Origin of the sequence: Halovenus amylolytica (assembly GCA_004015825.1) — an archaeon.
Taxonomy (GTDB): Archaea; Halobacteriota; Halobacteria; order Halobacteriales; family Haloarculaceae; genus Halovenus; species Halovenus amylolytica.
On the sequence record ML137215.1, the window covers coordinates 91,475 to 115,277 of the forward strand.

Annotated in this window: 17 protein-coding genes and 1 pseudogene; 5 read left to right on the forward strand and 13 right to left on the reverse strand. The window is 61.5% G+C overall.

Annotation, left to right across the window (positions count from 1 at the left end; genetic code table 11):
- The first annotated feature begins 14 nt into the window (after window positions 1-14).
- Complete coding sequence (locus tag EOW68_RS00455) at window positions 15-245, forward strand: DUF2061 domain-containing protein (RefSeq protein WP_128223210.1); 231 nt, start codon at window positions 15-17, stop codon at window positions 243-245.
- A 475-nt stretch (window positions 246-720) separates the two neighbouring features.
- On the opposite strand, the gene EOW68_RS00460 is transcribed toward EOW68_RS00455, so the two are convergent.
- The 3 genes from EOW68_RS00460 to EOW68_RS00470 all read right to left on the reverse strand — a co-directional run bounded on the left by EOW68_RS00460 (window position 721) and on the right by EOW68_RS00470 (window position 6,486).
- Complete coding sequence (locus tag EOW68_RS00460) at window positions 721-4,182, reverse strand: beta strand repeat-containing protein (RefSeq protein ID WP_128223211.1); 3,462 nt, start codon at window positions 4,180-4,182, stop codon at window positions 721-723.
- A 61-nt stretch (window positions 4,183-4,243) separates the two neighbouring features.
- Window positions 4,244-5,593, reverse strand: a complete 1,350-nt coding sequence (locus EOW68_RS00465) for an FG-GAP repeat protein (RefSeq protein WP_128223212.1) — start codon at window positions 5,591-5,593, stop codon at window positions 4,244-4,246.
- Between the two features lie 551 nt (window positions 5,594-6,144).
- Window positions 6,145-6,486, reverse strand: coding sequence for an arsenate-mycothiol transferase ArsC (locus EOW68_RS00470; RefSeq protein WP_128223213.1), 342 nt, complete (start codon window positions 6,484-6,486; stop codon window positions 6,145-6,147).
- A 267-nt stretch (window positions 6,487-6,753) separates the two neighbouring features.
- On the opposite strand from EOW68_RS00470, the pseudogene EOW68_RS00475 reads away from it, so the two are divergent.
- Window positions 6,754-6,891: pseudogene (locus tag EOW68_RS00475) on the forward strand (low molecular weight phosphatase family protein); the annotation flags it as partial.
- A 122-nt stretch (window positions 6,892-7,013) separates the two neighbouring features.
- On the opposite strand, the gene EOW68_RS00480 reads toward EOW68_RS00475, so the two are convergent.
- The 5 genes from EOW68_RS00480 to EOW68_RS00500 form a co-directional block, all read right to left on the reverse strand.
- Window positions 7,014-8,096, reverse strand: a complete 1,083-nt coding sequence (locus EOW68_RS00480; RefSeq protein ID WP_128223214.1) for an Mrp/NBP35 family ATP-binding protein — start codon at window positions 8,094-8,096, stop codon at window positions 7,014-7,016.
- 9 nt (window positions 8,097-8,105) lie between these two features.
- Window positions 8,106-8,783 (reverse strand): TorD/DmsD family molecular chaperone, encoded by a 678-nt coding sequence (locus EOW68_RS00485; protein ID WP_128223344.1) that lies wholly within the window; start codon window positions 8,781-8,783, stop codon window positions 8,106-8,108.
- A gap of 101 nt (window positions 8,784-8,884) precedes the next feature.
- A complete protein-coding gene (locus EOW68_RS00490; RefSeq protein WP_128223215.1) occupies window positions 8,885-12,139 on the reverse strand; it encodes a molybdopterin-dependent oxidoreductase in 3,255 nt (1,084 codons plus the stop codon).
- Window positions 12,136-13,407 carry an NrfD/PsrC family molybdoenzyme membrane anchor subunit gene (gene nrfD, locus EOW68_RS00495; protein WP_128223216.1) on the reverse strand — a complete coding sequence of 424 codons (1,272 nt, stop codon included), beginning with the start codon at window positions 13,405-13,407 and terminating at the stop codon, window positions 12,136-12,138. The genes EOW68_RS00490 and nrfD overlap by 4 nt, the downstream gene beginning before the upstream one ends.
- Before the next feature lie 4 nt (window positions 13,408-13,411).
- Window positions 13,412-14,443, reverse strand: coding sequence for a 4Fe-4S dicluster domain-containing protein (locus tag EOW68_RS00500; RefSeq protein ID WP_431358672.1), 1,032 nt, complete (start codon window positions 14,441-14,443; stop codon window positions 13,412-13,414).
- A gap of 267 nt (window positions 14,444-14,710) precedes the next feature.
- Here EOW68_RS00500 and EOW68_RS00505 point away from each other — a divergent pair, with 267 nt between their 5' ends.
- The 3 genes from EOW68_RS00505 (at window position 14,711) to EOW68_RS00515 (ending at window position 17,377) form a co-directional block, all read left to right on the forward strand.
- On the forward strand, window positions 14,711-16,552 hold the full coding sequence (locus EOW68_RS00505; protein WP_128223218.1) for a bacterio-opsin activator domain-containing protein: 1,842 nt from the start codon (window positions 14,711-14,713) through the stop codon (window positions 16,550-16,552).
- A gap of 241 nt (window positions 16,553-16,793) precedes the next feature.
- The gene (locus EOW68_RS00510; protein ID WP_128223219.1) at window positions 16,794-16,982 is read left to right on the forward strand and encodes a type II toxin-antitoxin system HicA family toxin; all 189 of its coding nucleotides are present in this window, start codon (window positions 16,794-16,796) and stop codon (window positions 16,980-16,982) included.
- 71 nt (window positions 16,983-17,053) lie between these two features.
- On the forward strand, window positions 17,054-17,377 hold the full coding sequence (locus EOW68_RS00515) for a cupin domain-containing protein (protein ID WP_128223220.1): 324 nt from the start codon (window positions 17,054-17,056) through the stop codon (window positions 17,375-17,377).
- A 51-nt stretch (window positions 17,378-17,428) separates the two neighbouring features.
- Here EOW68_RS00515 and EOW68_RS00520 read toward each other — a convergent pair whose 3' ends face one another.
- From EOW68_RS00520 to EOW68_RS00540, 5 genes are all read right to left on the reverse strand, one after another.
- A complete protein-coding gene (locus EOW68_RS00520; RefSeq protein ID WP_128223221.1) occupies window positions 17,429-17,764 on the reverse strand; it encodes a carboxymuconolactone decarboxylase family protein in 336 nt (111 codons plus the stop codon).
- A gap of 85 nt (window positions 17,765-17,849) precedes the next feature.
- Entirely contained in the window at window positions 17,850-18,902 is a 1,053-nt protein-coding gene (locus EOW68_RS00525) for an Mrp/NBP35 family ATP-binding protein (protein WP_128223222.1), read from the reverse strand.
- On the reverse strand, window positions 18,889-19,572 hold the full coding sequence (locus tag EOW68_RS00530) for a TorD/DmsD family molecular chaperone (RefSeq protein WP_128223223.1): 684 nt from the start codon (window positions 19,570-19,572) through the stop codon (window positions 18,889-18,891). The genes EOW68_RS00525 and EOW68_RS00530 overlap by 14 nt, the downstream gene beginning before the upstream one ends.
- A 7-nt stretch (window positions 19,573-19,579) precedes the next feature.
- Complete coding sequence (locus EOW68_RS00535; protein WP_128223224.1) at window positions 19,580-22,249, reverse strand: molybdopterin-dependent oxidoreductase; 2,670 nt, start codon at window positions 22,247-22,249, stop codon at window positions 19,580-19,582.
- A 5-nt stretch (window positions 22,250-22,254) separates the two neighbouring features.
- The gene (locus tag EOW68_RS00540; protein ID WP_431358673.1) at window positions 22,255-23,343 is read right to left on the reverse strand and encodes a 4Fe-4S dicluster domain-containing protein; all 1,089 of its coding nucleotides are present in this window, start codon (window positions 23,341-23,343) and stop codon (window positions 22,255-22,257) included.
- Between the last annotated feature and the right edge of the window lie 460 nt (window positions 23,344-23,803).

Sequence of the window (23,803 nt, forward strand, 5' to 3'; positions counted from 1 at the left end):
TGATAGTACAGTCAATGACGACGCGATCACCGCATCAGCGTCTCTCGCGAGTGCTCGCCAAAACGCTGCTGTATCGGATCCTGATGGTTCTGATAACTATTGCTGTCGCGTTCTTGTTTACAGAGAATACTGGTGACGCTCTCAGTATTGGAATTCTGTCTAATCTTATCAAGACTGGGACCTATTACGGGTACGAGCGGCTGTGGGACAGAATAACATGGGGTGTAGGGACGACCGAAACGTAGCCACTGCTACTGAGATGTCGTGTCTGTCTCGGACGCATCGAGCAGTGAGCGTCCCGCTGAACGTAGCTATTTCCATCCCAGCTTCGAGCGCAACTGATTGTCGTGGTCCCTGGTGTCCTAACACCCGGGTACGACCCCGTCACAGCGTTCATCGGTGCGCTCGGTACGGTGGGAGCTCCCTACGCCGCGGTGCTACCCATCAATTTCGCACTCCTCGGCAGCAGTATCATTGCGTTCGCTACTACCACGCCTACCAGTTCTTTTGGCACCTACGAGACCGCCACTCCATCTCGGAGTGGCTCGAATTCCTCGACTTCGCCCTTCTAAACCAGTGATAGCGGCCGAATCAATCGCTATTCAAGTGAGTATTTTCTGCCAATTTTCCCTTTTTGTACCAATTAATATCTCTTGTTCCAGCGAGCCCCGAGGTCAATGGGTAAGACCCCCCGAATGATAACAAAACCAATAGATGTAGTTATTTCCGCAGATGTCGCCCGAGTAGCACCGCCAGTCCGACCGCCAGCACCGCGACGAGGAGTCCGAACCCGGGGCCGTCACCGGTGGTCGGGGGCTCACCGGTCGGAGGTTGCGTGGTGGCCTCCGAGACAGTCACGTTGAGCGGGGCGGTGTCGTTCGCGGAGCCGACGGTGATTACGCCCGTCACACCGCCGTCGGCCCGCCGCGGCGTCCAGGAGAGCGTCACGGACGTACTCTCGCCGGGGTCGAGCGTGACCCGGACCGCGTCCTGGTGGCCCCCGGTGAAATCGGTGTCCGTCAGCGTGACAGACTGGGCGCCGCGCGCGCCGTAGTTAGTCACGTTCACTGCGACAGCGAGCGTTTCTTCCGCCACGATGGACGCCGTCGTCTCGGCGACGGTCACCGTGAAGAAGGGCCCGGCGTCCTCCCAGGCGAGCACCGGGTACGAGTCGGTCAGGTACCAGTCCGCTGGGACGTCGAACCCCCGCATGTGCTCGCGAGGTGCGTCGCCGGTCATCTGGGCCGTGGTCAATCTCGTCCCCCCGCCTGACGAGCCGGATCGCGTCGTCGTCTCGCGGTCCCAGTAGGAGCCGGCCACCGTACCAACACTGGACTGACCGACGAGCCCGCCGCCGCCACGGTTGAGGACGGGCCCCGCCGCGTAGGATCCGTGGACGGTCCCACCTAACAGCTGCCCGACAAGACCGCCTACCCGAGCGGAACCGTCTACCGAGCCCCGCGCGTACGACCTGGACGTCGTGGACTCGAAGTTCCACCCGACGAGGCCGCCAACTTCGGTCGTACCCGTCACGTTCCCGGTCGCGGTCGAGCCGGCGAGCACGCTGTACTCGAGGAACCCGACGAGCCCGCCGACCTGGGTGGCGCCAGCCCCGTTCCCCTTCGCCGCGGAATCGAGTACGGGACCTCGCTCGCTCACGCCAACGAGGCCACCAACCTGGTCGGGGCCAGCGACGTCGCCCGTCGCGACGGAGCCGATCACTACGCCGGATAGGTGTCTGCCGACGAGCCCGCCGACGCCGATCCCGCCGCTGTCGACATCGCCGGTGGCGGTCGAGTCGACCACGTTGCCATTGAAGTTATCCCCGACGAGCCCGCCCACGTCGCGGCCGCTGGTGCCGGAGCCGCCGGTCACGTCGCCCGTTGCCGTCGAGCCGGTCACCAGCCCGGCCGAAGAGAAGACGCTTGTACGTGCCGTATTGCTCCCGACGAGCCCGCCCACTTTTTCCTCACCGCGAACGACTGCCGACGAGACGGAGTCGGTCACCGTTCCTCTGTTGATCCCGACGAGACCGCCCACTCCCCTGACCCCGTCGACGGACCCTGTCACGGTCACCCCGGTCACCGTGCCCAGGTTTTCACCCGCGAGGCCGCCCGCCACACTGTCGCTGGTGACTTGCACGTTCTCGAGGCGGAGGTCCCTCACGTCACCCGGGTGGTCCGGGCGGCCACCACTCGGGCGGTCGATCACGGTGAAGATCCCGCCTGTCCCCCTGACCTGCAGGTTGGAGACGACGTGGCCGTCGCCGTCGAGCGACCCGCTGAACGGCCCGACCGGGGTGAACCCCGAGGCGTCGATGTCCCCGGCCAGCACGTAGTGGGCTGAGAGGTCGGCCGCCATCGCCTGTAGCTCGGAGACGTCGGTGATCCGGTAGGGATCCGCGAGCGTCCCCGTCCCCGCCATCGCGACCAGTTCGGCGGGCGCGTCATCGACCGTCCCGGCGGGGTCCTCCGTCGGCGTGCCTGGTTCCTGCGGAGTGCCAGCAGTTTCGCCGTCGCCCTGAGCGAGAACCCCTTCTACGGTCCCCGGCCCCCGGTCGACCTGCCACGCGAGCACCGGGTACGTCTCCGTCGCGCGCCACTCGGCCGGGAATTCGAGGGTGGCCATCCCGTCGCGGGCGGCCGGACCGGTCATCCGCGCCATCGACAGCCCGGTCCCGTTGCCCGTCCCGTCTTCTATCCCGACGCCAACGGTCTGGCCGCTCGTCTCTACGTCCCAGTATGAGCCAGCGATGTCGCTGTCGGCGATATTGGTCCCGACGAGTCCACCCGCGAGGCGCGCACTGACGACGGGCCCGGTCGCGTACGACCGGGAGATGTAACTATTTTGATTTCCCGCAGCAAGCCCACCAGCCACGAGGTCGCCGGTGACGCGCCCGGTTGCGTACGAGCGACTGATTAGGCTCAGGTCAGCGCTGTTACCGACGAGACCGCCAGCGTTATTGCCGCCGGCGACCCTCCCTGTGGCGGCTGACCGGACCACGGAGGTGTACGTCTGCTCTCCGACGAGGCCACCTGCTATCGCGGAGCTCCCGGGAGCGGTGACTCTCCCGGTCGCCACAGACCCGGTCACGAGGCCACTATAGCTGTTCCCCACGAGCCCGCCCGCTCTCGCAATGTCACGGGTGGCCACCACTTCCCCCGTTGCCGAGGAGTCGATCACTGTGCCCTGTCTGTTCTCTCCCACGAGCCCGCCTGCCAACCTGCCACCGGTGACGTCGCCCGTCGCCGAGGAGCGCATCACGACGGCGTTTCTGAACGCGATATCGGTAGCCGGCTGTCCACTGCCGATGTTCTCCCCGACGAGGCCGCCCACGGAGGCTACGCCGGTCACGTCGCCGGTCGCCGTGGCGTCGATGACCACGCTCGCCCGCCAGTTCGCGCCGACGAGACCGCCCACACTCAATTCGCCCGTGACGGACCCAGAGGCCGAGGCGTTCCGGACCAGGTTGCTCTCGCCGGCGCGCCCTACGAGCCCACCCACGCGGTCCTCACCGCGGACCGTCACCGCCGCCGAGGTGTCGACAACCTGGCTGTACGACTCGAGGTGCCCGACGACCCCACCGACCCTGTCTGCGCCGGTCACCGTTCCCGCGACGGCGACGTCGGTCACGGTCGACATCTCGCCCTCGCCGACGAGCGTGCCCGCGTCGTTCCGACCCACGATCGAGGCGTTCTCGAACCTGACGTCGGCGACGACAGCGTGAACCACGACTCCGAACAGCCCGACCTTGTCCGTCGCCGGCCGGTCGATCGTCAGCCCGGAGATGGTGTACCCGTTGCCGTCGAACGAGCCGCGGAACCGGTCTGTGTCAGTTCCAACGGGGACGAACCCCCGCCCGCCGTTCCACGCCGCCGTCTCGGAGGCGTCCACGTCCGACGCGAGCACGTAGTGGGCGTCGAGGTCGTCCGCCATCGCCTGCAGGTCGGCGGCGGTGGTGATCTGATAGGGATCGGTCGCCGTGCCCGCACCCGCCAGCGAGGTCACGCTGTCGTCCCCTTGGGAGAGGGCCGCAACGGCCACTCCCGACTCCGAGGCGATGCCGCCGATCAGCATCGATGCGACCATCAGCAGGATCGAGACCCGTCCGAACCAGCTCCGACGGTCGCTCTCGGACCGACCCAGAAACCGGGTCACTTTGGATGTCCACCGCCAATTCATGCGACCTGGAGGCGTCGAGCCGATATATAATTTGTGTAACACTTGTCCGCGTAACAATCACCTACCAACGGTCGAATACGTACGCCGACCCCCCGTTCTCACCCTCCGGGTCTTCGTCGAGGGGAGCGCCGACGAGGACTGTTCGGCCGTCGCCCGACAGCGCCGCGGACCATCCGAAAATGTCGCCGTCGTCGCCGTCAGCGGGAAGGAGTTTTACCTGCCGGGTCCAGGCGCCATCGACCCGGGAGTACATGTACGCCCCACCGGCCTCGATACCGCGAGGGTTATCGTCGCGCCGTGCCCCGACCAACGCGACGGTGCCGTCATCCGACAGGGCGACTGCGTAGCTGAACTCGTCGTTCCGGGCGCCGTCGGTGGCGACGAGTCGCTCGCCCCGGACCCAGTCGGACCCGGACCGCGTGAAGACGTGGCCCGCCCCCGCGAGCGCGTCGTTCGAGGTCGTCTCTGCCGGGGCCCCGACCAGAAGTGACTCGCCGTCGCCTGCCAGCGCGACCGTCCACCCGAATCCGCCTAGAGTATCGCTGCTGAGCGGTTCGAGTGTGTGCACCTGGGACCACACGTCGCCGTCCCTGGTGTAGACGGCCACGAAGCCCGGGGTGAAGTCGTTCAGTCTCGACCTGGGGAAGGCCCCGACGAGGGCGCTTCGTCCGTCGTTCGAGAGCGCTACCGAACGGCCCCAGTTGTCGGCCAGACCTCTTCGCGTCGGGGTCAGGAATCCCTCGAGAGACCACTCCATGCCCGACAGCGAGAAGATACTTGCAGCCCCGTTGTGCTCCGGCCCTCCACTCGGAGCCCCGACTATCGCACGGGTGCCGTCGGCTGACAGCGCGACCGACCAACCGAACCTTTCGAGCAGTGGCCCTCCAGTCCTCGTGACCAGTTTGGCGGTCTGTCGCCACTCGCCGCCTTCCAGCGCGAACAGGTACGCGGAACCGTAGTCGGAGTCGAGCGGGTCCTCGTCTCGAGGGGCGCCGACCAGAGCGACGGTCCCGTCGGCAGACAACGCCACCGCTGCTCCGAACTGGTCGCCCACGTCGCCGTCGGCTGCGGCGAGTTTGCCGGCGGGGCCCCACTCGTCCCCCTCGCGCGTGAAAACGTAGGCCGATCCCGAGTTCGGGCCGTTGGGATTCTCGTCGAGGGGCGCACCGAGTAGCGCGGTGGTGCCGTCGCCTGAGAGTGCCCCCGCGTGACCGAACCGGTCCTCCGGCCCCCCGTCCCAGGCGGCCAGTTTTGCGACCTGCACTGGCTTCACAGGCGTCGGGGAGGGCCTCGGCGTCGGTGCAGGCGTCGTCGTGTTCCCGGCGGGGGACCCGTTTCCGACGCACCCGGCGAGACTGGTCACTACAACCATCCCAGCCCCCGTGAGTACCTCTCGTCGCGTCGTCTTCATGCGATCTGTAGGCTCTGTTCCGAGTTAACGTTTATCGAACTGATACTACCGTTGCGAACCCCCCCTCTGTACGGAGCGTACGGGCCCCGATCCGGTTTCTTGTGAGTACGCGTCTCGGGTAGTCACCGACCCCGGAGACGGAGTTCAAACGCCACGCGACACCGACGTGATGTCCGACATCAGCGACGAACTGGTCGGGTGGTGCCGTCCGGGCCATCAATCTAAAGTCCCTCTACGAACTGCCGTGTTGAATAGATCTTGAGGTGTGCTTCAAACCTCTTTTTGCGAAGGAGTCGTATTATCAGCGAGTAGATAGTACCAACATCTGATAGAAGCGGAGAGACCGATAGAGAGCGTGAGTTCAGCATTCTGTTACCCATCACTAGAGTTACGAAGTTCCGGTTCCTATGGCCAGTATGAGCGAAGAACAGGCACTCATTCTCGGTATCATCGGCATTATCCTGTCCGTTCTGACTTTGAGCTATACCGTTCTCTGGTTCGCTGGAATCGTGTGAACTGTCTGACCGACTCGCGCGTTCTATTCAGCACGGCTACTGAAACCTATCACCACGTGAGGGTTTCACAAGGCCTCCAGGATTGAATTTCGAGATCGAACAGCCCATTGTTACCAAATAGTGACTCTCTTTGAGCCGGTCGAGATCAGCAACATATTTTGGCTCCCGGTCTGTGATATCGATCCCGACTTCCGACATCACTTGCACAACTTCATCATGAACACCGTCTGCAGGGTCTGTTCCACCAGAGTAAATCTCGACATCCGATTCAAGATTTCGCTCGGCACATTCACGCTCGGCGAACGCAGCCGCCATCTGACTGCGTCCAGCATTGTGGACACAGACGAAATCGATCCGAATTGTATCATTGTCTGTCATGAAATGACATAGCATGAAGTAGTATAATAATCCTCATATGTGAGTTATATATGCATATTTTCCGACATTTTTTCCAATGACTAGCTGTTCATCTTTGTGTTAGAACTCTGGTTAGGCGAAAAATCCAAATAATCCAGGACCCGATATATAGCCCACAGTAGAAGTCTTAGGAAGTATTATTCCACGTGCTACGACTACATTATCCCTGGTTGCAAAAAAACACTGAAATTCGGGTTTGTGTGTGTCCAGAATGCAGGGCGGAGCCAGATGTCCGCAGCATTTACACGACGGGAACGCAAACGGCGAGGACTCGACGACGAGGTAGAGATTCTGACTGTCGGTCCCCATCCCGACGACGAAGTGCATCCAGATGTCGTCGAGGCGATGGACGATCTCGGTATCGAAGAAACGGCTACATATCACAGAAGGTACCGTTCTGTTTGCAGCATCGAATCGCTGGCTGCACTCACCTCTCGTGGAGCGGCGAGCGCAGTGGTAACTGTGCCGTCGGAATATGCATCTGCCTCTCAGACATCGCTTTCTGTGGATGTCTGCTGTTGGTGGTGCCGTCGCAGGACGCCAACTTTGTTCGCGACCGTCGCCGCCAACTCTTGGAAGGCCGTCGCGGTCTCCCCGGTGTCCCGGCGAACGATCGGCTTCCCGGCGTCAGCGCCCACGCGGATCGCTGGATCCAGCGGGAGCGATCCGAGGTACGGGACATCGACTGCGTCGGCAAGTGACCGGCCACCCTCCTCGCCGAAGATGTCGTGAGCATCCCCACAACTGGGGCAGACGAAGCCACTCATATTCTCGACGACGCCTAACACGTTGGTCTGGTACTCGCCGAGCATCTCGACACCGCGACGGGTATCGTCCACGGCAACGGACTGTGGTGTCGTGACGACGACCGTTCCGGTAACTGGGAGCTGTTGGAGGACCGTTAGCTGGACGTCACCGGTACCCGGTGGGAGATCTACGACCAGATAGTCCAGTGACCCCCACGAAACGTCCGTGAAGAGGTCAGTGAGTGTGTTCTGTGCGACCGGACCACGCCAGACGACCGGATCGTCGTCTTCGATCATCAATCCAACGCTCATCAGTTCGAGGCCGTGAGCTGTCGGTGGTTCGATCTGGTCTTCGCCATCGACGGTTGTAACGTCAGGGTCGTCGTCGACACCGAGCATCTGCGGAACATTCGGCCCGTAGACGTCGGCGTCGAACAGGCCAACGTTCGCCCCGCGGTCGGCGAGTCCGGCAGCGAGGTTCACAGCAACAGTGCTCTTGCCGACGCCACCCTTGCCAGAGGCGACGGCGATCACGTTTCGGACGCCGGGCAGGACTGACGACTCGGCGGCATCGAACAGTGGGACAGTAGCCGAGAGGGTACTTTCTAGTCCCACTTCGTCGACGACATCGCGGACACGGTCCGCAATAGCGGACTCGTCGGGTGCGTGGGGCGCGCCAAGGGCAAGTTCGATTGCAGCGGTCCCATCTTCGATAGCGATGTCGGTAACGAGCCCAGCAGTGACGATATCTGTGTCGAGCGCCGGGTCGTCGACAGCGCGAAGGCGATCACGGAGTTTGGCATCGGAGATCTCTGTCGTTGTCATAGTGTAAGATCAGGAGTGTGTTGTTTCGGATGGTTGCGGGTCGGTTTGTGTGACTATCTCTGTGTCCCACGCAGTGAACGTCCGCGCGAGACGGGTTATCGCAGCGAAGACGCCTTCGACCGTGTCGTGGCTCGCAACAGCTTCTTCGAAGCGATCGATCCACCCAAGTTGGGAAAGTGTCAAGCTCTGGAGTTCGCGGACAGCATCGAGGGTCTCCTTGCTCTCGCCGTCCCCGAGAAGCGCCGCCTCTCGTTCACACAGCGCGCGCATAAACTCGAAGTACGCGGCTATGTGATCGGGGATGTCGTCTCCGCGCTCGGGTGAGAACGCGGCAACGTCGTACAACTGCGCCATATCGGCAGCAGGATCACCGAGGAGTTCACCGGCCTCGCCGGCGGTGTGATACCGTGAATCGGACTCGAACTCCTCGCCTGGATCGGTCGCGTGGGCAGACGCAAACGGCGGAACGTAGTGACTCCCCGGCACGACGAACAGATTGTCGTAGCCGATGGCCAGCGAGTCTGCGTCGTAATCGTCACCGCGCAGTGCTGTCGTTTCGATTGCAATCGGGAACAGATCGGCGACGGCTGCGAACGTTCCCCGTTCGAACGCAGTGGCAATGGTCTCCGTCTCGCCGTCGAATGCTGCGGCCAACAGTCCGTAGAGGCGAGCACGGGCTGTCGCCATCGCAACCTCGTCCGGGGAGTCGGATGATTCCGGGTCGTCGGTTAGCGGCGAGACACTGATACTGTCGCTCGGACTGGTGTCGGTATTCTCTGACATTTGGATCACCGTCGCTCCACATCGACGAAGGCATCGTACTGTGCGTTGCTCCCACCGACGAGATCCGAGAGGCCGGTGTCACCGAGTTGCTCGTCTAGCGGCTGGATGTGGTTGATCGCGAAGCCGGCATCACGGCCTTTCGCGTATCCGGCTTCTTCGACCATCGGTTCGTCGAACTGGTAGGAACTGTGGCCGTCGGCCTCGACCGATGGGCGTGTTTCGCCGTCGATCGTCTCCGCCGTCGCCCCGTCGCCCGTGCGCCCCCACCCCCACATTGCACCGACGACACCGGGACGGATTCCACCAGTGACCATCGCAACCGCGTCGACGGTCTCGCGGCCAGCGTCGATGGCGATCTCGTCGCCGTTCTCGATACCGCGGTCTTCGGCGTCGCGCGTGTTGATCCACACAGGATTCTCGGGCCGCGTCTCACGGAGCCACGGGCTGTTCTGGGTCCGGTGCATCCCCTGGGTCCGTGGCTTCCAGTTGATCAGTCGAAGGGGACGCTCTTGTTCGCCCGACTCGGTCACTGCGGCCTGCACCGTGCCGTCGTAGTGTTCGATGTCGTCGACCTTCGGAAGCGGATCGAACCGCTCGCCGGTGAAGGAGTGTTTCCCGTTCGGGACGACCTCACTGTAAAAGTCGACCCGGGACTCGAGTTTGTACCGCATGTGCTCGCCGTCGTAGGCGTTCGAGTCCTCCCCGCGTTCGGCGTAGTCGTAGTCGTGACCCTGCTCGGCGAACGCCTCGTCGTAGCCCGCTGTCGGTTCCTCGAAGCGGCCGCCTCGGTTCAATATCGTGACCACTTTCGCCCATTCCTGGTCGGTGACGGCGGCCTGCCAGCGTGCGAGATCGAACTGTTCGCCGAGGCCGTTCTCGTGGCTCTCGCGGAACACACGCAACTCGTCCTCGCTCGCGTCTTCGACTGGGTCGCGGTCGTAGGCGATGTTGGCGGCGAGTTTCAGGTAGAAGTCTTCTGCCTGTTCGAGCGGCCAGAGATCGCCGTTCGCGTCTGGGATGGCATCCTCGCCGACGCCGGGAAAGTCGAGTTCCGACCATAGCTCGATGAGGACGTCCTCGAACGGGCGGGCGTTGGGGACGACCGAAACCGCCGGCTGGCTGATCTTCTCGTCGGCCAGCCGTTTGTTCGGGTACGTGCCAAAGTTCTCCCACCGTTCGAGGTAGGTCGGCTCGGGCAGGATGTAGTCGGCGTACTGGCTCGTCTCGCCGATGACCGTGTCCGAGGCGACGATCAGTGGGATCGTGTCGGTGTCCTGGAGGATCGCCGGGATTTCGTCGCCGCCGGCGACTGCCATGACGTGGTTGTTCGAGTACGGCCGGATGAACAGTGCCTCGACGCCGTACGGGTACTCGTCGGTGGCACTGCCGTAGAGTTCCTGTGTGGCCTGCGGTGGCGCGACGGGGAACCACGGTCGTTTCGCCGGGTAGCCATCGTCGCGATCGAAAAGCGAGGTGTCCTCGTAGTTGACCCCACCCCGCAGCAGGGGGATACCCCACGGCGAGTGGCCGTCGGGGACCGACCCGAGTTCGTACCGCCCCGACATGGTGTCATAACCCGCGTCGGGCGTGATCTGGCCACCCTTCCAGTCGTAGTTCCCGATGAGGTGCTGGAGCGTCGCAATCGCCCGTGTGTTGTAGAAGCCATTCGTGTGCTTCGCCGGCCCGCGGTAGGCCATGATAGCCGCGCGTTTGCCGTGGCTGGTGAACTCGTCGGCGATTTCGGCGATCTGATCGGCCGGCACGCCTGCCATCTCGGCGTACTCCTCGACGGTGTGCTCGAAGACGCGTTCGCGGTACTGGTGCCAGACGGTCTGGACAGTCACACCGTCGACAGTCACGTCGCCATCGAGAACGGCGGTTTCGACCTCGCTGGCGGGGCGTACCTCGCCGGTGGCTGCATCGATCACGGCGAAGTCCTCGGCAGTGGCCGCGTCCTCGGAAACGAGTCCAAGGTCGCTGGCACGTGCCTTCGGCCCCGCCGGCTCGTCGACGAGGACGAGGTGGTTCGCGTCGCTCCACGTTGGCTCGTCATCGTCGTTGGCAGCCGATTGCGAGGGATTCTGGAGATAGTCCAGATCGTGGCGGTCATTCTCGATGATCCAGCGCGCCATCCCGAGCGCGAGCGCTCCGTCCGCGCCAGGTTCGACGGGGACCCACGTGTCGGCCTTCTCGCCGGTCTTCGACAGTCGCGGGTCGACGACGTCCATCCGCAGTCCGTCTTCGATGGCGTTGGTCAACTTTGGAGCGAGCCACGTTGGACCCTTGTTGGCGACCATCGGGTTGGTCCCCCAGACGATGAGGTACTCGCAGTTCTCGATGTCGGGGTACTGCCGCTTTTTCGGCGCGTCGTGGGAACGAACGTTGCCCATCACGCTCGAGAACCCGCAGGTTCCGGCGTGGTGAATACTGTTTATCGATCCCAGTCCCTGGTGCCAGAGCCGGTTCCGGATGAAGTTACGCCGGAACCCACCGACGTCGACGATCTGGTTTGACTTCGGCCCAAGATCGGGGTGGTCGGTGTCGATGAGATCGTCGGCATATTTCTCGTCGAACTCCGCTCTGGCCATCTCGCCGGATTGCACGGCATCCCAGTCACTCATGACCGCTTCCTCCGGGGCGTACCCCCAGAGGTCAGCCAGGCCGGGATGACCGAGGTCGTCATCGCCCTGGATGATATCCTCTACCGCCTGCTCCCACGAGACGGTCTTCCACTCACCCGATCCGCGCGGACCGACCCGCTTCATCGGCTGGCGGACCCGGTAGCTGTCGAAGGCCGTCTGGATGCCTGCCTGTCCTTTCAGACAGATCCGGCCGCCGGACAGCGACCAGCGGTCCTTGTCGACGTCGCCGCTCCCCTCGACATCACCCATCGCGACATCTTCCGGGTCGCTCCCGTAGGGAACCTGCGAGAACGGCTGCGTATTGAGGAACGAATATGGATTTCCAGCAAGCTTCCTGACGAGCGAACTGTACTCGCCAGTACCGCTCCCATCAGCAAGCTGTACCTTGACTGGACAGAACGTGTTACACTGTCCGCAGGTTGTGTGGATCACGTCGCTTGCGTCGTATTCGCCGTATTCGTCTCCGACGTAGTGGTGCTCGTCGTCCGTCCACAGATCGTCTACGTCTAGTTCGATCGCCGCGTTGCTGCCCGCTGCGACGAGGCCGATGCCTCCGACTGCTTTGACGAAGTCGCGTCGTGAAATCTCGGCGCGATCGTCTGTGTCTTTGGAACTCATTCGTGATCACCTTCTGAAAACGGCGTCAGCGGAAGCACCTCTGCACCAACTGTGTACAGCAGGAGGCCGACGCCGACGATGCCGATACTCGTCCCCCACTCGACAGGCGTGGGGAAGTACGATCCGTGTGGAAGCCCCTCCATGACGGGGATAATCTGGGCCGGAATAACGATGTTGAACCGGACGGCGACGATCCCGATGACAGCGGTCAGCCCGGCGACGACCATCACCCACGGCGTTCGTCGCCAGGACCGCCTGGTGAGCATCACCATCGGGAACACCCAGCTGAAACCGATCATGAACCACCAGAACGACCACGACATCTCTCCGAACATGACGACGAGCCAGGTATCGACTTCGTGTGGGTGGACACTCGAGAACGCAATCAGCGCCTCGACGGCCGTGAGCGCGGCGTCGATGATAATAAACCCCATCAACAGCTGTGCGAGCTGTTCGAGGAGATCCAGATCGACGCTTTCGCCATCGAACAACCGTGTTCGGAGCACGTACAGCACCATCACCAGCGCCGTCCCGCTCAGAAGCGCCGAGATGATGAAGATGACGGGAAAGAGCCCGCTGTTCCAGTACGGCCGGGCCTTCGAGACAGCAAACAGCACGCCCGTCCCGCCGTGGACCATGAAGATGGCCAGCGGGATGCCGACGATTCCGACGCGTTTGAGCCACCGCTGGTCGAACGCCTGGGAGGGGTCGCCCGTGTCGAGACGACCGAGTGCGAGGAGTCCGTACAGTTTCCCGCGCACGCCGTCCAGGCGGTTCGCCAGTCGTGCCAGATCGATCCGCATCGAAAAGTACAGTTCAGTGACGAGGATTCCGATGTACGCCACGTAGGCGTGTACTTCCCAGGACAGCGCCGAGGTCAACTGTCGCCAGATGAACGGAAAGTACATCCGGTCCATCCGTCCGAGGTCGATCCAGACGAAAAGCAGCGCAACCGCCATGCTGATGATTGCGGCAAACAGCGCGTCCCTGTCGATCCGGTGCATCTCCCCGATCTCGAAGACGTTCGCCAGCGTGCTAACGAGGAACGCGCCTGCAGAGAGACCCACGAAGTAGATGTAGAAAGCAACCCACGCCCCCCAGGGAACGATACTCGTGAGGTTTGTACTGGCCATCCCCTGCGTCAGCCGAAGGTACGTTGCGTATGCTCCGCCAGCGAGGAGCAGGCTGATGAACGCGTACCAGGCGATCCGAAGCCGGGTATTTTCGAATCCGGGGGCGAAGTCGAACTGTGAACCTTGTGTTGCCATTGTCCTATTTGAGGTAGTAGACGTTGGGGTCGGTCCCCTCCGCTTCTTTCAGTTGGAACGCACGCGAGGAGTCGGCCATCTGTGCCACCTCGCTGTCGGGGTCGTCCAGATCGCCCATGTTGCGGGCGTCCCCGATGCAGGTCTCGACACAGGCTGGCTCCTCGCCGCGTTCGAGACGGTGCGTACAGAAGCTACACTTGCGGACGTTGCCGATCGGTGATTTGCCGTCCTCACGTGTGCCGCGGTCGACGCCGTACTCCGGACTGGTCAGTTCGCCTGCCTCGTCGACTTCGTCGTCGTAATTCTCGCCGAAATCGAAGTAGCGTGCGCCGTACGGGCAGGCGATGATACAGTACCGACAGCCGATACACCGATCGTAATCGATGTTGACGACACCGTCGTCCATCTTGTACGTCGCGGAGACCGGACAGACCTGCACACAGGGCGGATTATCACACTGCATGCACGGACGTGGCACGTTCGTCCGGGTGACATTCGGAAACTCGCCGTGTTCTTCCTCCATCACGACGTTGTACGAGACACCCGGTGGCGTCCGATTCTCGGACTTACAGGCGACCGTACAGGAGTCACACCCGACGCACTTCTGGAGATCGATCACCATTCCCCACTTCTGGTCGCCTGTGCCGATCCCGTTGCCCGAGTCGTCGCCTTCGACCTGTGCCGGCTCGGTCGAGACAGTGTCCATCGATCCGACGGCACAGCTCAGTGACTCGGCTGTCTCCGTCGAGATAGTCTGGTCACCAGCGTCGACCGCCGGGTTCGGCGTCTCGTGGTACGCCTCGCCGAACTCGTCGGCCGCGGCTTCGTCGTACCTGTCCCAGTAGTCGTCGCCACTGAGTTCACCGCGTGCGACGCGCTGTGCGTCCTCGGCCATCGCGACGCCCAGGTCGGTGTCGGCCTCGACGTCTGCGAGCTCTTCTCTGGGATCGGGCCGCTCGTTTTCCACCATCGTGTCGAGGTCGGCTTTCCCGACGTTCGGGATGCCGGGGAGAGTGTCGTCGTCTGAACTACTCATGGCTGGCACCTGTCCTCGCCTGTCCCGCCGACTAGTGTCTGGTCCTGTGCCGGCCGGTTGATCTCGTGGTTCATACACGTAGATGTACGCAGACGCTCGTGGAAAGCGGAATACCAATACAGATTGAGTTACCCCAGATCCGGGAAGACACCCCATATCGGACATACCAATACTGTTTGGGTCGGTGCGGATGGGCGCCGAATCGGGCCGTTTCGCCCCGCGTAGCAGAGACACGCCACTTATCAGCGAGAATGGCTATTTCAGAGCATGAACTGGATCATCGCCCTCTCCATCGGACTACGGCTGCTCGGAGTCGGCTACTCTGTTCTGCTGCTTGCTCGGACCCGTGATAGACGGTTCGGTTTCCTGCTTTTCCTCCTGTCGTTTATGACGCTTCGACAACTGCTCACCGTGCAGACGGCACCCACTGGACTCGAAGAGCTTCCCGGCCTCATTGTGAGTGTTCTCGCCGTACTCACAGTGTACTACCTCTCCGAGTACATCGACGAAGAAAAAATCATCAAAACACAGCTACAGCAGGTAAACGAACGTCTCCGGGGCTTTCGAAAGGCCATCGAACACGCCGGACACGCGATCTTTCTCACCGACCCGGACGGAACCATCGAGTACGCAAACCCAGCCGTCGAGACGGTTACGGGGTACGAACCGGAGGAGGTCGTCGGAGAGAATCCACGACTCTGGCAGTCTGGAACGCACAGCGAGGACTTCTACGCAGAGCTGTGGGAACAGATCGAGTCGGGGTCCGTCTGGGAGGGAGAACTGACAAATCGGCACAAATCAGGGGAGCTTTGCTGGGTCGATACGACGATTGCCCCGATCACCGAAGACGGGACCGTGGAGCGCTACGTCGCAATCGAGCGTGACATCACCACACGAAAGGAACGCGAGATGTACATCGAGGACCAGAACGAGCGTCTGACCCTGCTGAACAACACGAACGAGGTACTCCGCGATATCAACCGCGAACTCGTTGCTGCGTCGACACGCGACGAGATCGAGTCTGCGGTGTGTGAACAGTTCTGTTCGTCTGATCTCTTCGACGTAGCCTGGATCGGCAGCCGAGGGCTCGTCGACGGCACGGTGAGCCCGCGCTCGTGGGCTGGTATCGATATCGATTCGCTCGACGATCAGGTCGAGACTCTGTGTGCGGCGGATCCGAGCCCAGTGGCGCAGGCACTGGACGGACAGGAGCCAGTATTCACCGATATCGAGGACGACCTGCTGTCTGGGGAGGCCCGGAGCGTCGTGGTTCCGCTCGCCTACCGTGGTGCAGAGTACGGCGTCCTCGTTGTGGTGACCAGCAACGGGAACGCGTTCGATCTGATCCAGCGGGATATTTTCGCTGAACTCGGCCGTACCGTCGCGGATGCGATCAGTGCCGTCGAGAGCAAACAGACACTCGCCTCCGATAGCGTGACCCAACTGGAGTTTCAGTTGACAGGGATCGACGAGCCGTTGGCGAATATGGCGGCACAGCTCGACTGTACTGTCTCCATCGAGCACGTTGTCGGCGACGGCGACGGCGATCGGATCCAGTACGTGACTGTCACCGGCAGTGAGCCAGAAGCCGTCGTCGAGTACGCGTCCGGTGCCGACCAAATTGGCAGTGTCCAGCACATCTACACGTACGACGACTGTGCGCTGTTCCGCCTATCGATCGACGAGCGGTCGATCGTCGCCACACTGGCGCAATACGGGGCCAGCATCGAGTCGCTGTCGGTCACTGGAACGAGTGGGAAACTTATCGCACAGGTCGCCAGTTCGAACGACATCCGATCAGTCGTCAACGCACTCCAAACCACCTACGACGACCTGACCCTGGTCGCACAACGCGAGTGCGAACGGGATGTACAGACCGAAGCTGCGTTCCGAAAACAGCTTGCAGCGGCGCTGACAGACCGCCAGCTCGAGGCGGCACGGACTGCACACTTCGCCGGGTTCTTCGATTGGCCCCGTGAGCACAGCGGAGAGGAGGTCGCGTCAATGATGGATATCTCGCAAACGACGTTCACACAGCACCTCCGGGCTGCCGAGGGCAAACTCTTCTCTGCACTGTTCGATGAGACGATGACCAATCGGGTTGAGTAGCACTGCTCCGTTATGCGCGGAACCCCAGGACAGACGCTCTTGTTTGAATTGAGTCAGTGTTTCGCCGGGCAGGATTCGAGCGGCTTCAAGAAAATACCAATAATTTCATCTGTAACCCGGATTCTGTTCTGTCATCACTGCAGTCAATGTTAGCGTGTCACAGGATGACTCTATGAAAATCCCGCAACTAAGCCCCTGGTGCGTGAATCAAGTCAACCGGGGTTGACAGAGAGCGATTGAGATGGGCTACCAGCCCGTTGACCGAGCGGGGAGTCATCTGAAACTTCGATATATCCACCCAGAAACTGGCGAGATTCGAAACGTGACAATTCCGATGGGAAAAGAGATTAGCGGCGATACGTTGCGCAATATCGCCAAGCAGTGTAACCCATTTTGTATGCCACGGTATACCAAGAGCACAGTGTGCTAGATCGGCCCACTTAATGTCAATAGAAATATCCATGAGGAGTATTAAAACCATTGCGTTCTGATTGAACATGCATGCAAGCATTTAATGTGAGCGATGTGGCGGCTGAGATTCCAGATAACGAAGAGTCAACTGAAACGGTTCGGAACGACGCCGTGAGTCTCGAAGTGATGAAATTCGAGGAAGGCGACGATGATCCGATGCATGCCCACGCCGAAGACGAAATCTATCACGTTGACTCCGGCACAGGAAAGATCAATGTCGAAGGAGACACAACGGATGTCTCGGAAGGTGACGTGATCCATCTCGAACCGGGAACCGAACATCAGTTTCTCGACTTCGAGGACGAACTTGTGATTACGGCGTTGTACGCCCCGCCAAAGGGTTCGGCTGAATAGCTGTTCTCATCGGATTGGCACAGATCTCCACCCCAACTTTGTCAGAGATAATCACTCGTCGGTGAGATCTTCAATCCAGGTAACTGCGGCCATCGCCTTCGGGAAGCCAATAGTCGGCATGGCAAGAATAGCGGCGTGTTTCAACGCTTCCGGTGAGAGACCTTCATCAAGTCCCCGTCGGACGTGGGAGTGGACTGCGCCTTCTGACTGGGACCCGATCGCGATCGCGAGTTTGACCAGGCGTTTCGTCTCCCCATCGATCGGTCCCGCCTCGGCTGTAGCCTTGCCCAGATTGGAGTACGCTTCCCACACCTCGCTGTGTTCACCCGCGAACTCGCCGGCAGTCGCTGGCAGTTCCTCTGTCGGATCCTCGACTGTATCTGACATATACTGTGTTGGGTATCCAACTCGTATAAATATACACGCGGATAGTTGAACCGTATAAGACGGGTCGAAAAAACTGCGCCCCCTGTTACCGTAGCTCGACGCCGGCAACCTCGGCACGGTTGAGCGCACCGATCAGATTTGTTACCGTGTCACGAAGTTCGGCAAACTGCGCTGCAGCGGACCCCTCCTGTAGCGCTGCAACAGGTGCGTTCTCCCCTCCGGACTTGATTTGTGGGTCCATCGGGATTTCAGCGAGCAGCGGGACGTCGAACTCGGCGGCGAGTGTCTCGCCGCCACCACTCCCGTAGAGGTCGTGAACGTCGCCACAGTTGGGGCACCGGAACGAGGTCATGTTCTCGACGATTCCGAGCACTGGTGTCTCGTGGTCTTCGAACATCCTGATCCCCTTACGGACGTCTTCGAGTGCGATATCTTCCGGTGTCGTGACGATGACTGCCCCGGTCACCGGGACGTGCTGAACCAGCGTGAGCTGTTCGTCACCCGTCCCCGGGGGGAGATCGACGAGGAGATAATCGAGTTCCCCCCATTCGACCTCTTCGATCAGTTCGGTGAGCACTTTGTCGACCATCGGCCCCCGCAACATCGCCGGATCGGACTCCTCTTCGGCCAGCAATGCCATGCTCATCAGTTTCACACCGTCCACTGTCGGAGGGAGGACATTTCCGTCCTGACTCACACCGGGCTGGGCGTCGGCACCGAACATCCCCGGCACGTTCGGCCCGTAGATGTCCGCATCGAGCAAGCCGACCCGGGCACCAGCGTCGGCCAGCGATGCTGCGAGGTTCGTTGCGACCGTCGTCTTCCCGACACCACCTTTTCCCGATGCGATCGGGACGACGTTTCTGACATCTTCGAGCGGACTATCCGGGTCTTCCCAGGAGCGACTCACCGAGAGCGAGGCCTCGAGGCCGAGATCCTCGACGGCATCGCGTATGCGGTCACCAATTGCCGATTCTTCGGGTGCGAATGGGGCGTTGAACTCCAGTCTAACCTTTACAACTCCGTCGTCGGTCACATCGATGCTGTCGATCAGATCTAGCGAGACGAGGTCGTCGCCCAGTGCCGGGTCTTCGACGTTCCGGAGCCGGTCACGCACTTCCGGTTCACTCGCTGTCATCTGTCCCCCCGATCCGTTCCGGACTGCTATTCTGAACCTCGTCTAACCGGTCGGCCAGCCGCGTGCTGTCCGCCGAGACGAAGGTGGCTGCCTCCCTCGCAAGCAGCCGATAGAACTCGGTCTCCGCGTTCTCTTCGACGCGGTCTGCGAACTCGGGGAGCCAGCGCCCGAGGTGCGTTCCCAGGAACGCCTGCTGTTTTTGCAGGTAGATGGTTGCTGTTTCGAACTCGGCGTTGTCGAGAGCGGTCACCTCCCTGTGAGCCAGCAGGTACATGAATTCGAGTTCCGCGGCGACGTGGTCGGCTGGTTCGTCGAGTGTCACGTCGAGTTCTTCCTGCCGGTAGCGGCGCTCGACGTCCATCGTCGAGTCGGTCATGACCTGTCCCTTACCGTCGAGATAGACCGATCCGTACGGTGGAGCCAGCAGTTCACGCGGCCCGACGAACAGCTTCGCGTAGTCGACCCGCAACGACTGGATCTCGTCGGGGAGTTCCGAGACGAGACCGCCGATCGCCACGGTCACGCGCAGATCGTCGTCCCCTGCAACGTCTTCGAGCAGCTCCAGCAGTTCGTGATCTGGAACGTGGAACGCCTCCGAGAGGAGTCGGTAGGTGTTCACCCGAGCCTCCCCGTCGGCCAACCACTCGTCTGTTTGCGGTTGTTCGTTCATTGTCTGTTCAAAGCTTTTCGACGTCGACTCGCATGCTACCGTAGGTCACGGAGCTTCCGCTCAGGCGGTCGTAGTCGGCGACGTGGAGTCGGTTGTTGTTCCCACCTTTCGGCTCGCTGCCGAACTCTTCGGATGCGACGTCACCGTACGCCCAGTGCCCCTGGCCGTAGGTTTTGACGACGGTCCCTGGCTGAGTACCCTCCCACACCTTTGCGGTACAGGTGATCTCGTCGACCGGGGAGACGAGCCTGATCTCGTCACCGTCCTCGATGTCGAGTCGGTCTGCGTCGACCGGGTTGAACCGTGCGACGTCTTGATCTGGCTCGTCACCCGGATCGACGTCTTTGAACTCCTGGTACAGCGGCGTGTTCGCCGACCGACCCTCCCTGTTGAGTTTGGACTTGTGTTCGACGAAGTCGAACTCCATGTCCTCGCCGTTGACGTACGGCTCCTCGTAGTGGGGGATGAAGGCCTGCTCGCCGCGGGCCTCGTACTTGCACGTTTCCATGATATCGTCGACGTCGGTGTCGTGCCTGTCGGCGTGTTTCCCGAGGGCTTTTTCGAGCGTCTTGCTGTAGAACTCGAATTTGCCGGTCTCGGTGCCGAACTCGCCGCCTTCCGAGGGCCACCTGTTGCGGTACTCCCACTCTTCGGAGTTCCAGATGCCGGCTTCTCTGAACTCATCCCAGCCGTCGTACTCGTCGCCCGGCGGTGCATCCATCTCGGGATCCCACAGTGGCTGCATCCGGAGTTTGATCGCGTTGCGGGCAAAGGCCTGTGCTTTCAGCTCCCGGTCGTCGTACTCCTCGCTGGGCGCGAGCCCTGTTTCTGGGTCTGCGAACTGCTCTTCGAAGAAATCGAGCATGTTCGTAAAGCCCCGATCGGCGAGTTCGTCGGCGATCATGTAGGGGATCTCCACCTCCGAGGATTTGGTGTTCCAGAGCCGACTGTCGATGACGTCTTCGGGATCGTTCGGATCGTCGGCCAGCACCGGCTGGAGCAGGCTCGTCTGTCCACGCCGGTTGGCCATGCTCTTGAGCTGACCCCACCGTTCGAACTGGTGGTGGGTCGCCGGGAGCAGAATATCGGCGAAGTGGGCCGTCTCGCTGGCGTGGGTCTCGATCGAGATCATAAACGGAATCTTCGCGAGGGCCTCTTCCCACCGCCTGCTTTCGGGGTTGGAGAACGCGAAATTGTTCCAGTAGGAGATCAGCATCTCGATTTCCATCGGGTCCTCTTCGAGGACACCATCGGCGGCGTTGTTGGTCACGACACCACCGCCGGATTTGCCTTTTTTGAGCGACGGGAACTCCTTGGAGCCACGCTGGTCGATCTTGTCACCGCTGCCGTTCTCTTTCGGGAAGTCGATGCCCTGCTGTGCGACCTCGTCGACGTACGGGCTCGGATCAGGGAGGTCGGCGGTGCCGTCCGACGGGGCGTACATCGGACCACCTTCGTTGCCGACCGACCCGACGAGGCCGTTCAGCGCGTGTGCTGCCATACTGTTGTAGCTGCCACGCACCTGCATGACCGGGCCGCCACCGACCCACGACATGGCGTGTGGTGCTGCCTCGGCGAAATCGACGGCAACGCGCTCGATCTGGTCTGCCTCGACACCGGTCCGTTCGGCTGCCCACTCGGGGGTTCGGTCTTTCAGTTCCTTGTTCCACCACTTGACGAGTCCGTAGACGTTCTCGGTCTCGTCGAAACTTTCCTCGTCGACGGTTTCGCCGGCGACGAACTCGCTGTCGTCGGTGAAGTCGCCGACGAACTCGCGATGCCAGAGCCCCTCGGTGAGGATGACATGCGCGAGCGCAGTTGCGAGTGCGCCGTCCTGGCCTGGTTCGACCGGCATGAACTCGTCGGCTTTGGCCGCAGCCGAGGAGAGACGCGGTTCGACGACCGCGACGCCGGCCTGGTCGAGCACGTCACCCCACTGGTTGGAGTAGTGCGAGACCTGGCGGTTGGTCGAAATCGGATCGGCGCCCCACAGCAGGACGTACTCCGTCTCGCTGACGTCGTACTGCCGGTAGGACCACTCGCCTTCCGTGTAGTAGGGGCCGAACTTCTCGGCTTCGGCACAGCTGGCGCTGTGTGAGATGTTGTTCGGTGAGCCGATGATCTTCGGCAAGCTGCCGTAGAGGACGTGCCGGAGGTACGTGTACCGACCGCGGGTCAGCATGAACTTGTGGGTCTCTTCGTTGTCCCGCAGTTCCATGATCTTGTCTGCGATCTCGTCGATCGCCTCCTCCCAGGAAATCGGTTCGAACTCGGGGTCGACATCGCGGCCTTTCTCCGAGTTCGTCCGGCGCATTGGCTGGGTGATCCGGTCGGGATCGTACAACTGCTGCAGGGACAGATCCATCCGGGGACAGTCGTTGTTCCCGTGGATTTTCGAGAGCTCGTTCCCCTGGGTTTTGTACGCACGTCCGTCCTCGACGAGAATCTGTGAGGCACACCAGGAGGTACAGCCTGCACAGGTACTCTTTCGCCACTCTGCGTCGGTCCCTTCGTTCATCTGTGCCGGGACGCTGTCAGCCTCGGTGAACGAGGTCAGGTTCGGTCCGAGCGTGGCTGCTGCGGCCCCGGCACCGGTGAGCTTGAGAAAGCCCCGGCGAGCCATCGGCGCCACATCGTGGTTGTCGTTCGATTCAGTCTCGGTGTGTGTTTTCGACATTGGAATCACCTGTACAGTTCGTGGCGTTCTTTGATTTCGGGCACTTCACCTTTGCCGGCGTCGTGACCACCCTGGTCGTCGCTCCCGTCGAAATCTCTGATGTAGTGCACTTTCGGCTCTGTTCCGAGTTCTTCTTTCCACCGCCAGGAGCCGTACTCGTCGACCAGCTGGCTGACCGTGCTGTCCGGGTCGTCGAGGTCGCCGAAGATCCGGGCGTCGGTCGGACACTCCTCGACACAGGCGGGGAGCTCCTGCTCTCTCACCCGGTGGTAACACATGGTGCATTTCTCTGCGATGCCCGGCCTGCGCAGGGCTGACTCGTGGTCGTCGCGTTCTCTGTTCGGATTCGAGTACGGGAGGACGTTGCCGCCGGCGGCTTCGGTGACCTCTGCGGGTGAGGCCATCCCCTCCATCGTCGCCTCGTCGCTCCGCCAGCGCTCGTGGGTCTCCTCGCCGCGCTCGTTTTTGAAGCTCTTGTCGTAGGGACAGGCGTCGACACACTGCCAGCAGCCGATACAGGCGTCCGGGTTCTGCATCGTGATCCCGCCGGGTCCCTTGTTGAGCGACGGTGTCGGACAGGCGTCCATACACGGGGCCTCCCGACACTGGTTACAGAGGTTCGGTTTGTACTCGTAGGCAACGTCGGGGAAGGTTCCGGAGGTTTCCTGGATCCGGTGGGCCCAGGCTTTGCCCTCCTCGACGTTGTTCTCCTGTTTACACGCGATGTTACAGGAGTCACAGCCAACACACCGCTGGAGGTCGATGACCATCCCAACCTGGGTATCGGGCTCGTAGTCGGGCGGTTGCATCTGGGTCAACTCTCCGGTTGACAGCTCACTCAAGTCCGGGAGTTCCTCGTCGTCTCCACCGTCGGTGTCACCACCATCTGTCTCGCTATCATCCGGGTCACTATCATCAGTCCCGTTGTCGTCTTCTGAGGCGTCGTCAGTCGGCGATTCGTCGTCGTCCCCGGAACAGCCAGCCAGGGAGATGCCAGCGGCGGCAGTACCCAGCGCAGCAAGTCGCCGTAACCTGCTCTCTGGCTCCTCCATCTCGGGTTCTGTTTCTTCCGTTGAATCTGTGGATTGACTCATATTCGCTCACATCTCCACATGCACAGGTTTCCACAATCGTGATTCTCCCACGGTATACAGGGGGGTATTTATATCAATTAATTATACATATATAATACCCCATATATACAGTTAGAAAAAAACTCGAATCAACATAGCACCTTATACATACACCACATGCGGTCTCTATCCGGCATTTTGCGGGTTGTCCCGGAAAAACTCGCCGCAGAGTTTGCGATCCACGAACAGATTGGATACCGAGTGGCCGGGCCACTGGAAACGTGTGCTGAGAACGAAACGCCAGCGAGACGCTCCAGAATAGATCAGGTAAGAAGGCCCCACGATTGCGGGTTCGTCCGGTCGCCGACCCACATTTAGCTGATTGCAGGCGCGAAGCCCCCTTCCTCGACGAGCAGCGCAGTCCGCGCAGGCGGGCAAGCAGCGCAGTCGGGAGAGGATGCAGCGCCGTCTTTGGAGTCCG

Coding starts and splice junctions, on each gene's coding strand:
- EOW68_RS00455 (WP_128223210.1), top strand. CDS start 15: ATGACGACGCGATCACCGCATCAGCGTCTCTCGCGAGTGCTCGCCAAA.
- EOW68_RS00460 (WP_128223211.1), bottom strand. CDS start 4,182: ATGAATTGGCGGTGGACATCCAAAGTGACCCGGTTTCTGGGTCGGTCC.
- EOW68_RS00465 (WP_128223212.1), bottom strand. CDS start 5,593: ATGAAGACGACGCGACGAGAGGTACTCACGGGGGCTGGGATGGTTGTA.
- EOW68_RS00470 (WP_128223213.1), bottom strand. CDS start 6,486: ATGACAGACAATGATACAATTCGGATCGATTTCGTCTGTGTCCACAAT.
- EOW68_RS00480 (WP_128223214.1), bottom strand. CDS start 8,096: ATGACAACGACAGAGATCTCCGATGCCAAACTCCGTGATCGCCTTCGC.
- EOW68_RS00485 (WP_128223344.1), bottom strand. CDS start 8,783: ATGGCGACAGCCCGTGCTCGCCTCTACGGACTGTTGGCCGCAGCATTC.
- EOW68_RS00490 (WP_128223215.1), bottom strand. CDS start 12,139: ATGAGTTCCAAAGACACAGACGATCGCGCCGAGATTTCACGACGCGAC.
- nrfD (WP_128223216.1), bottom strand. CDS start 13,407: ATGGCAACACAAGGTTCACAGTTCGACTTCGCCCCCGGATTCGAAAAT.
- EOW68_RS00500 (WP_431358672.1), bottom strand. CDS start 14,443: ATGAGTAGTTCAGACGACGACACTCTCCCCGGCATCCCGAACGTCGGG.
- EOW68_RS00505 (WP_128223218.1), top strand. CDS start 14,711: ATGAACTGGATCATCGCCCTCTCCATCGGACTACGGCTGCTCGGAGTC.
- EOW68_RS00510 (WP_128223219.1), top strand. CDS start 16,794: ATGGGCTACCAGCCCGTTGACCGAGCGGGGAGTCATCTGAAACTTCGA.
- EOW68_RS00515 (WP_128223220.1), top strand. CDS start 17,054: ATGCAAGCATTTAATGTGAGCGATGTGGCGGCTGAGATTCCAGATAAC.
- EOW68_RS00520 (WP_128223221.1), bottom strand. CDS start 17,764: ATGTCAGATACAGTCGAGGATCCGACAGAGGAACTGCCAGCGACTGCC.
- EOW68_RS00525 (WP_128223222.1), bottom strand. CDS start 18,902: ATGACAGCGAGTGAACCGGAAGTGCGTGACCGGCTCCGGAACGTCGAA.
- EOW68_RS00530 (WP_128223223.1), bottom strand. CDS start 19,572: ATGAACGAACAACCGCAAACAGACGAGTGGTTGGCCGACGGGGAGGCT.
- EOW68_RS00535 (WP_128223224.1), bottom strand. CDS start 22,249: ATGTCGAAAACACACACCGAGACTGAATCGAACGACAACCACGATGTG.
- EOW68_RS00540 (WP_431358673.1), bottom strand. CDS start 23,343: ATGAGTCAATCCACAGATTCAACGGAAGAAACAGAACCCGAGATGGAG.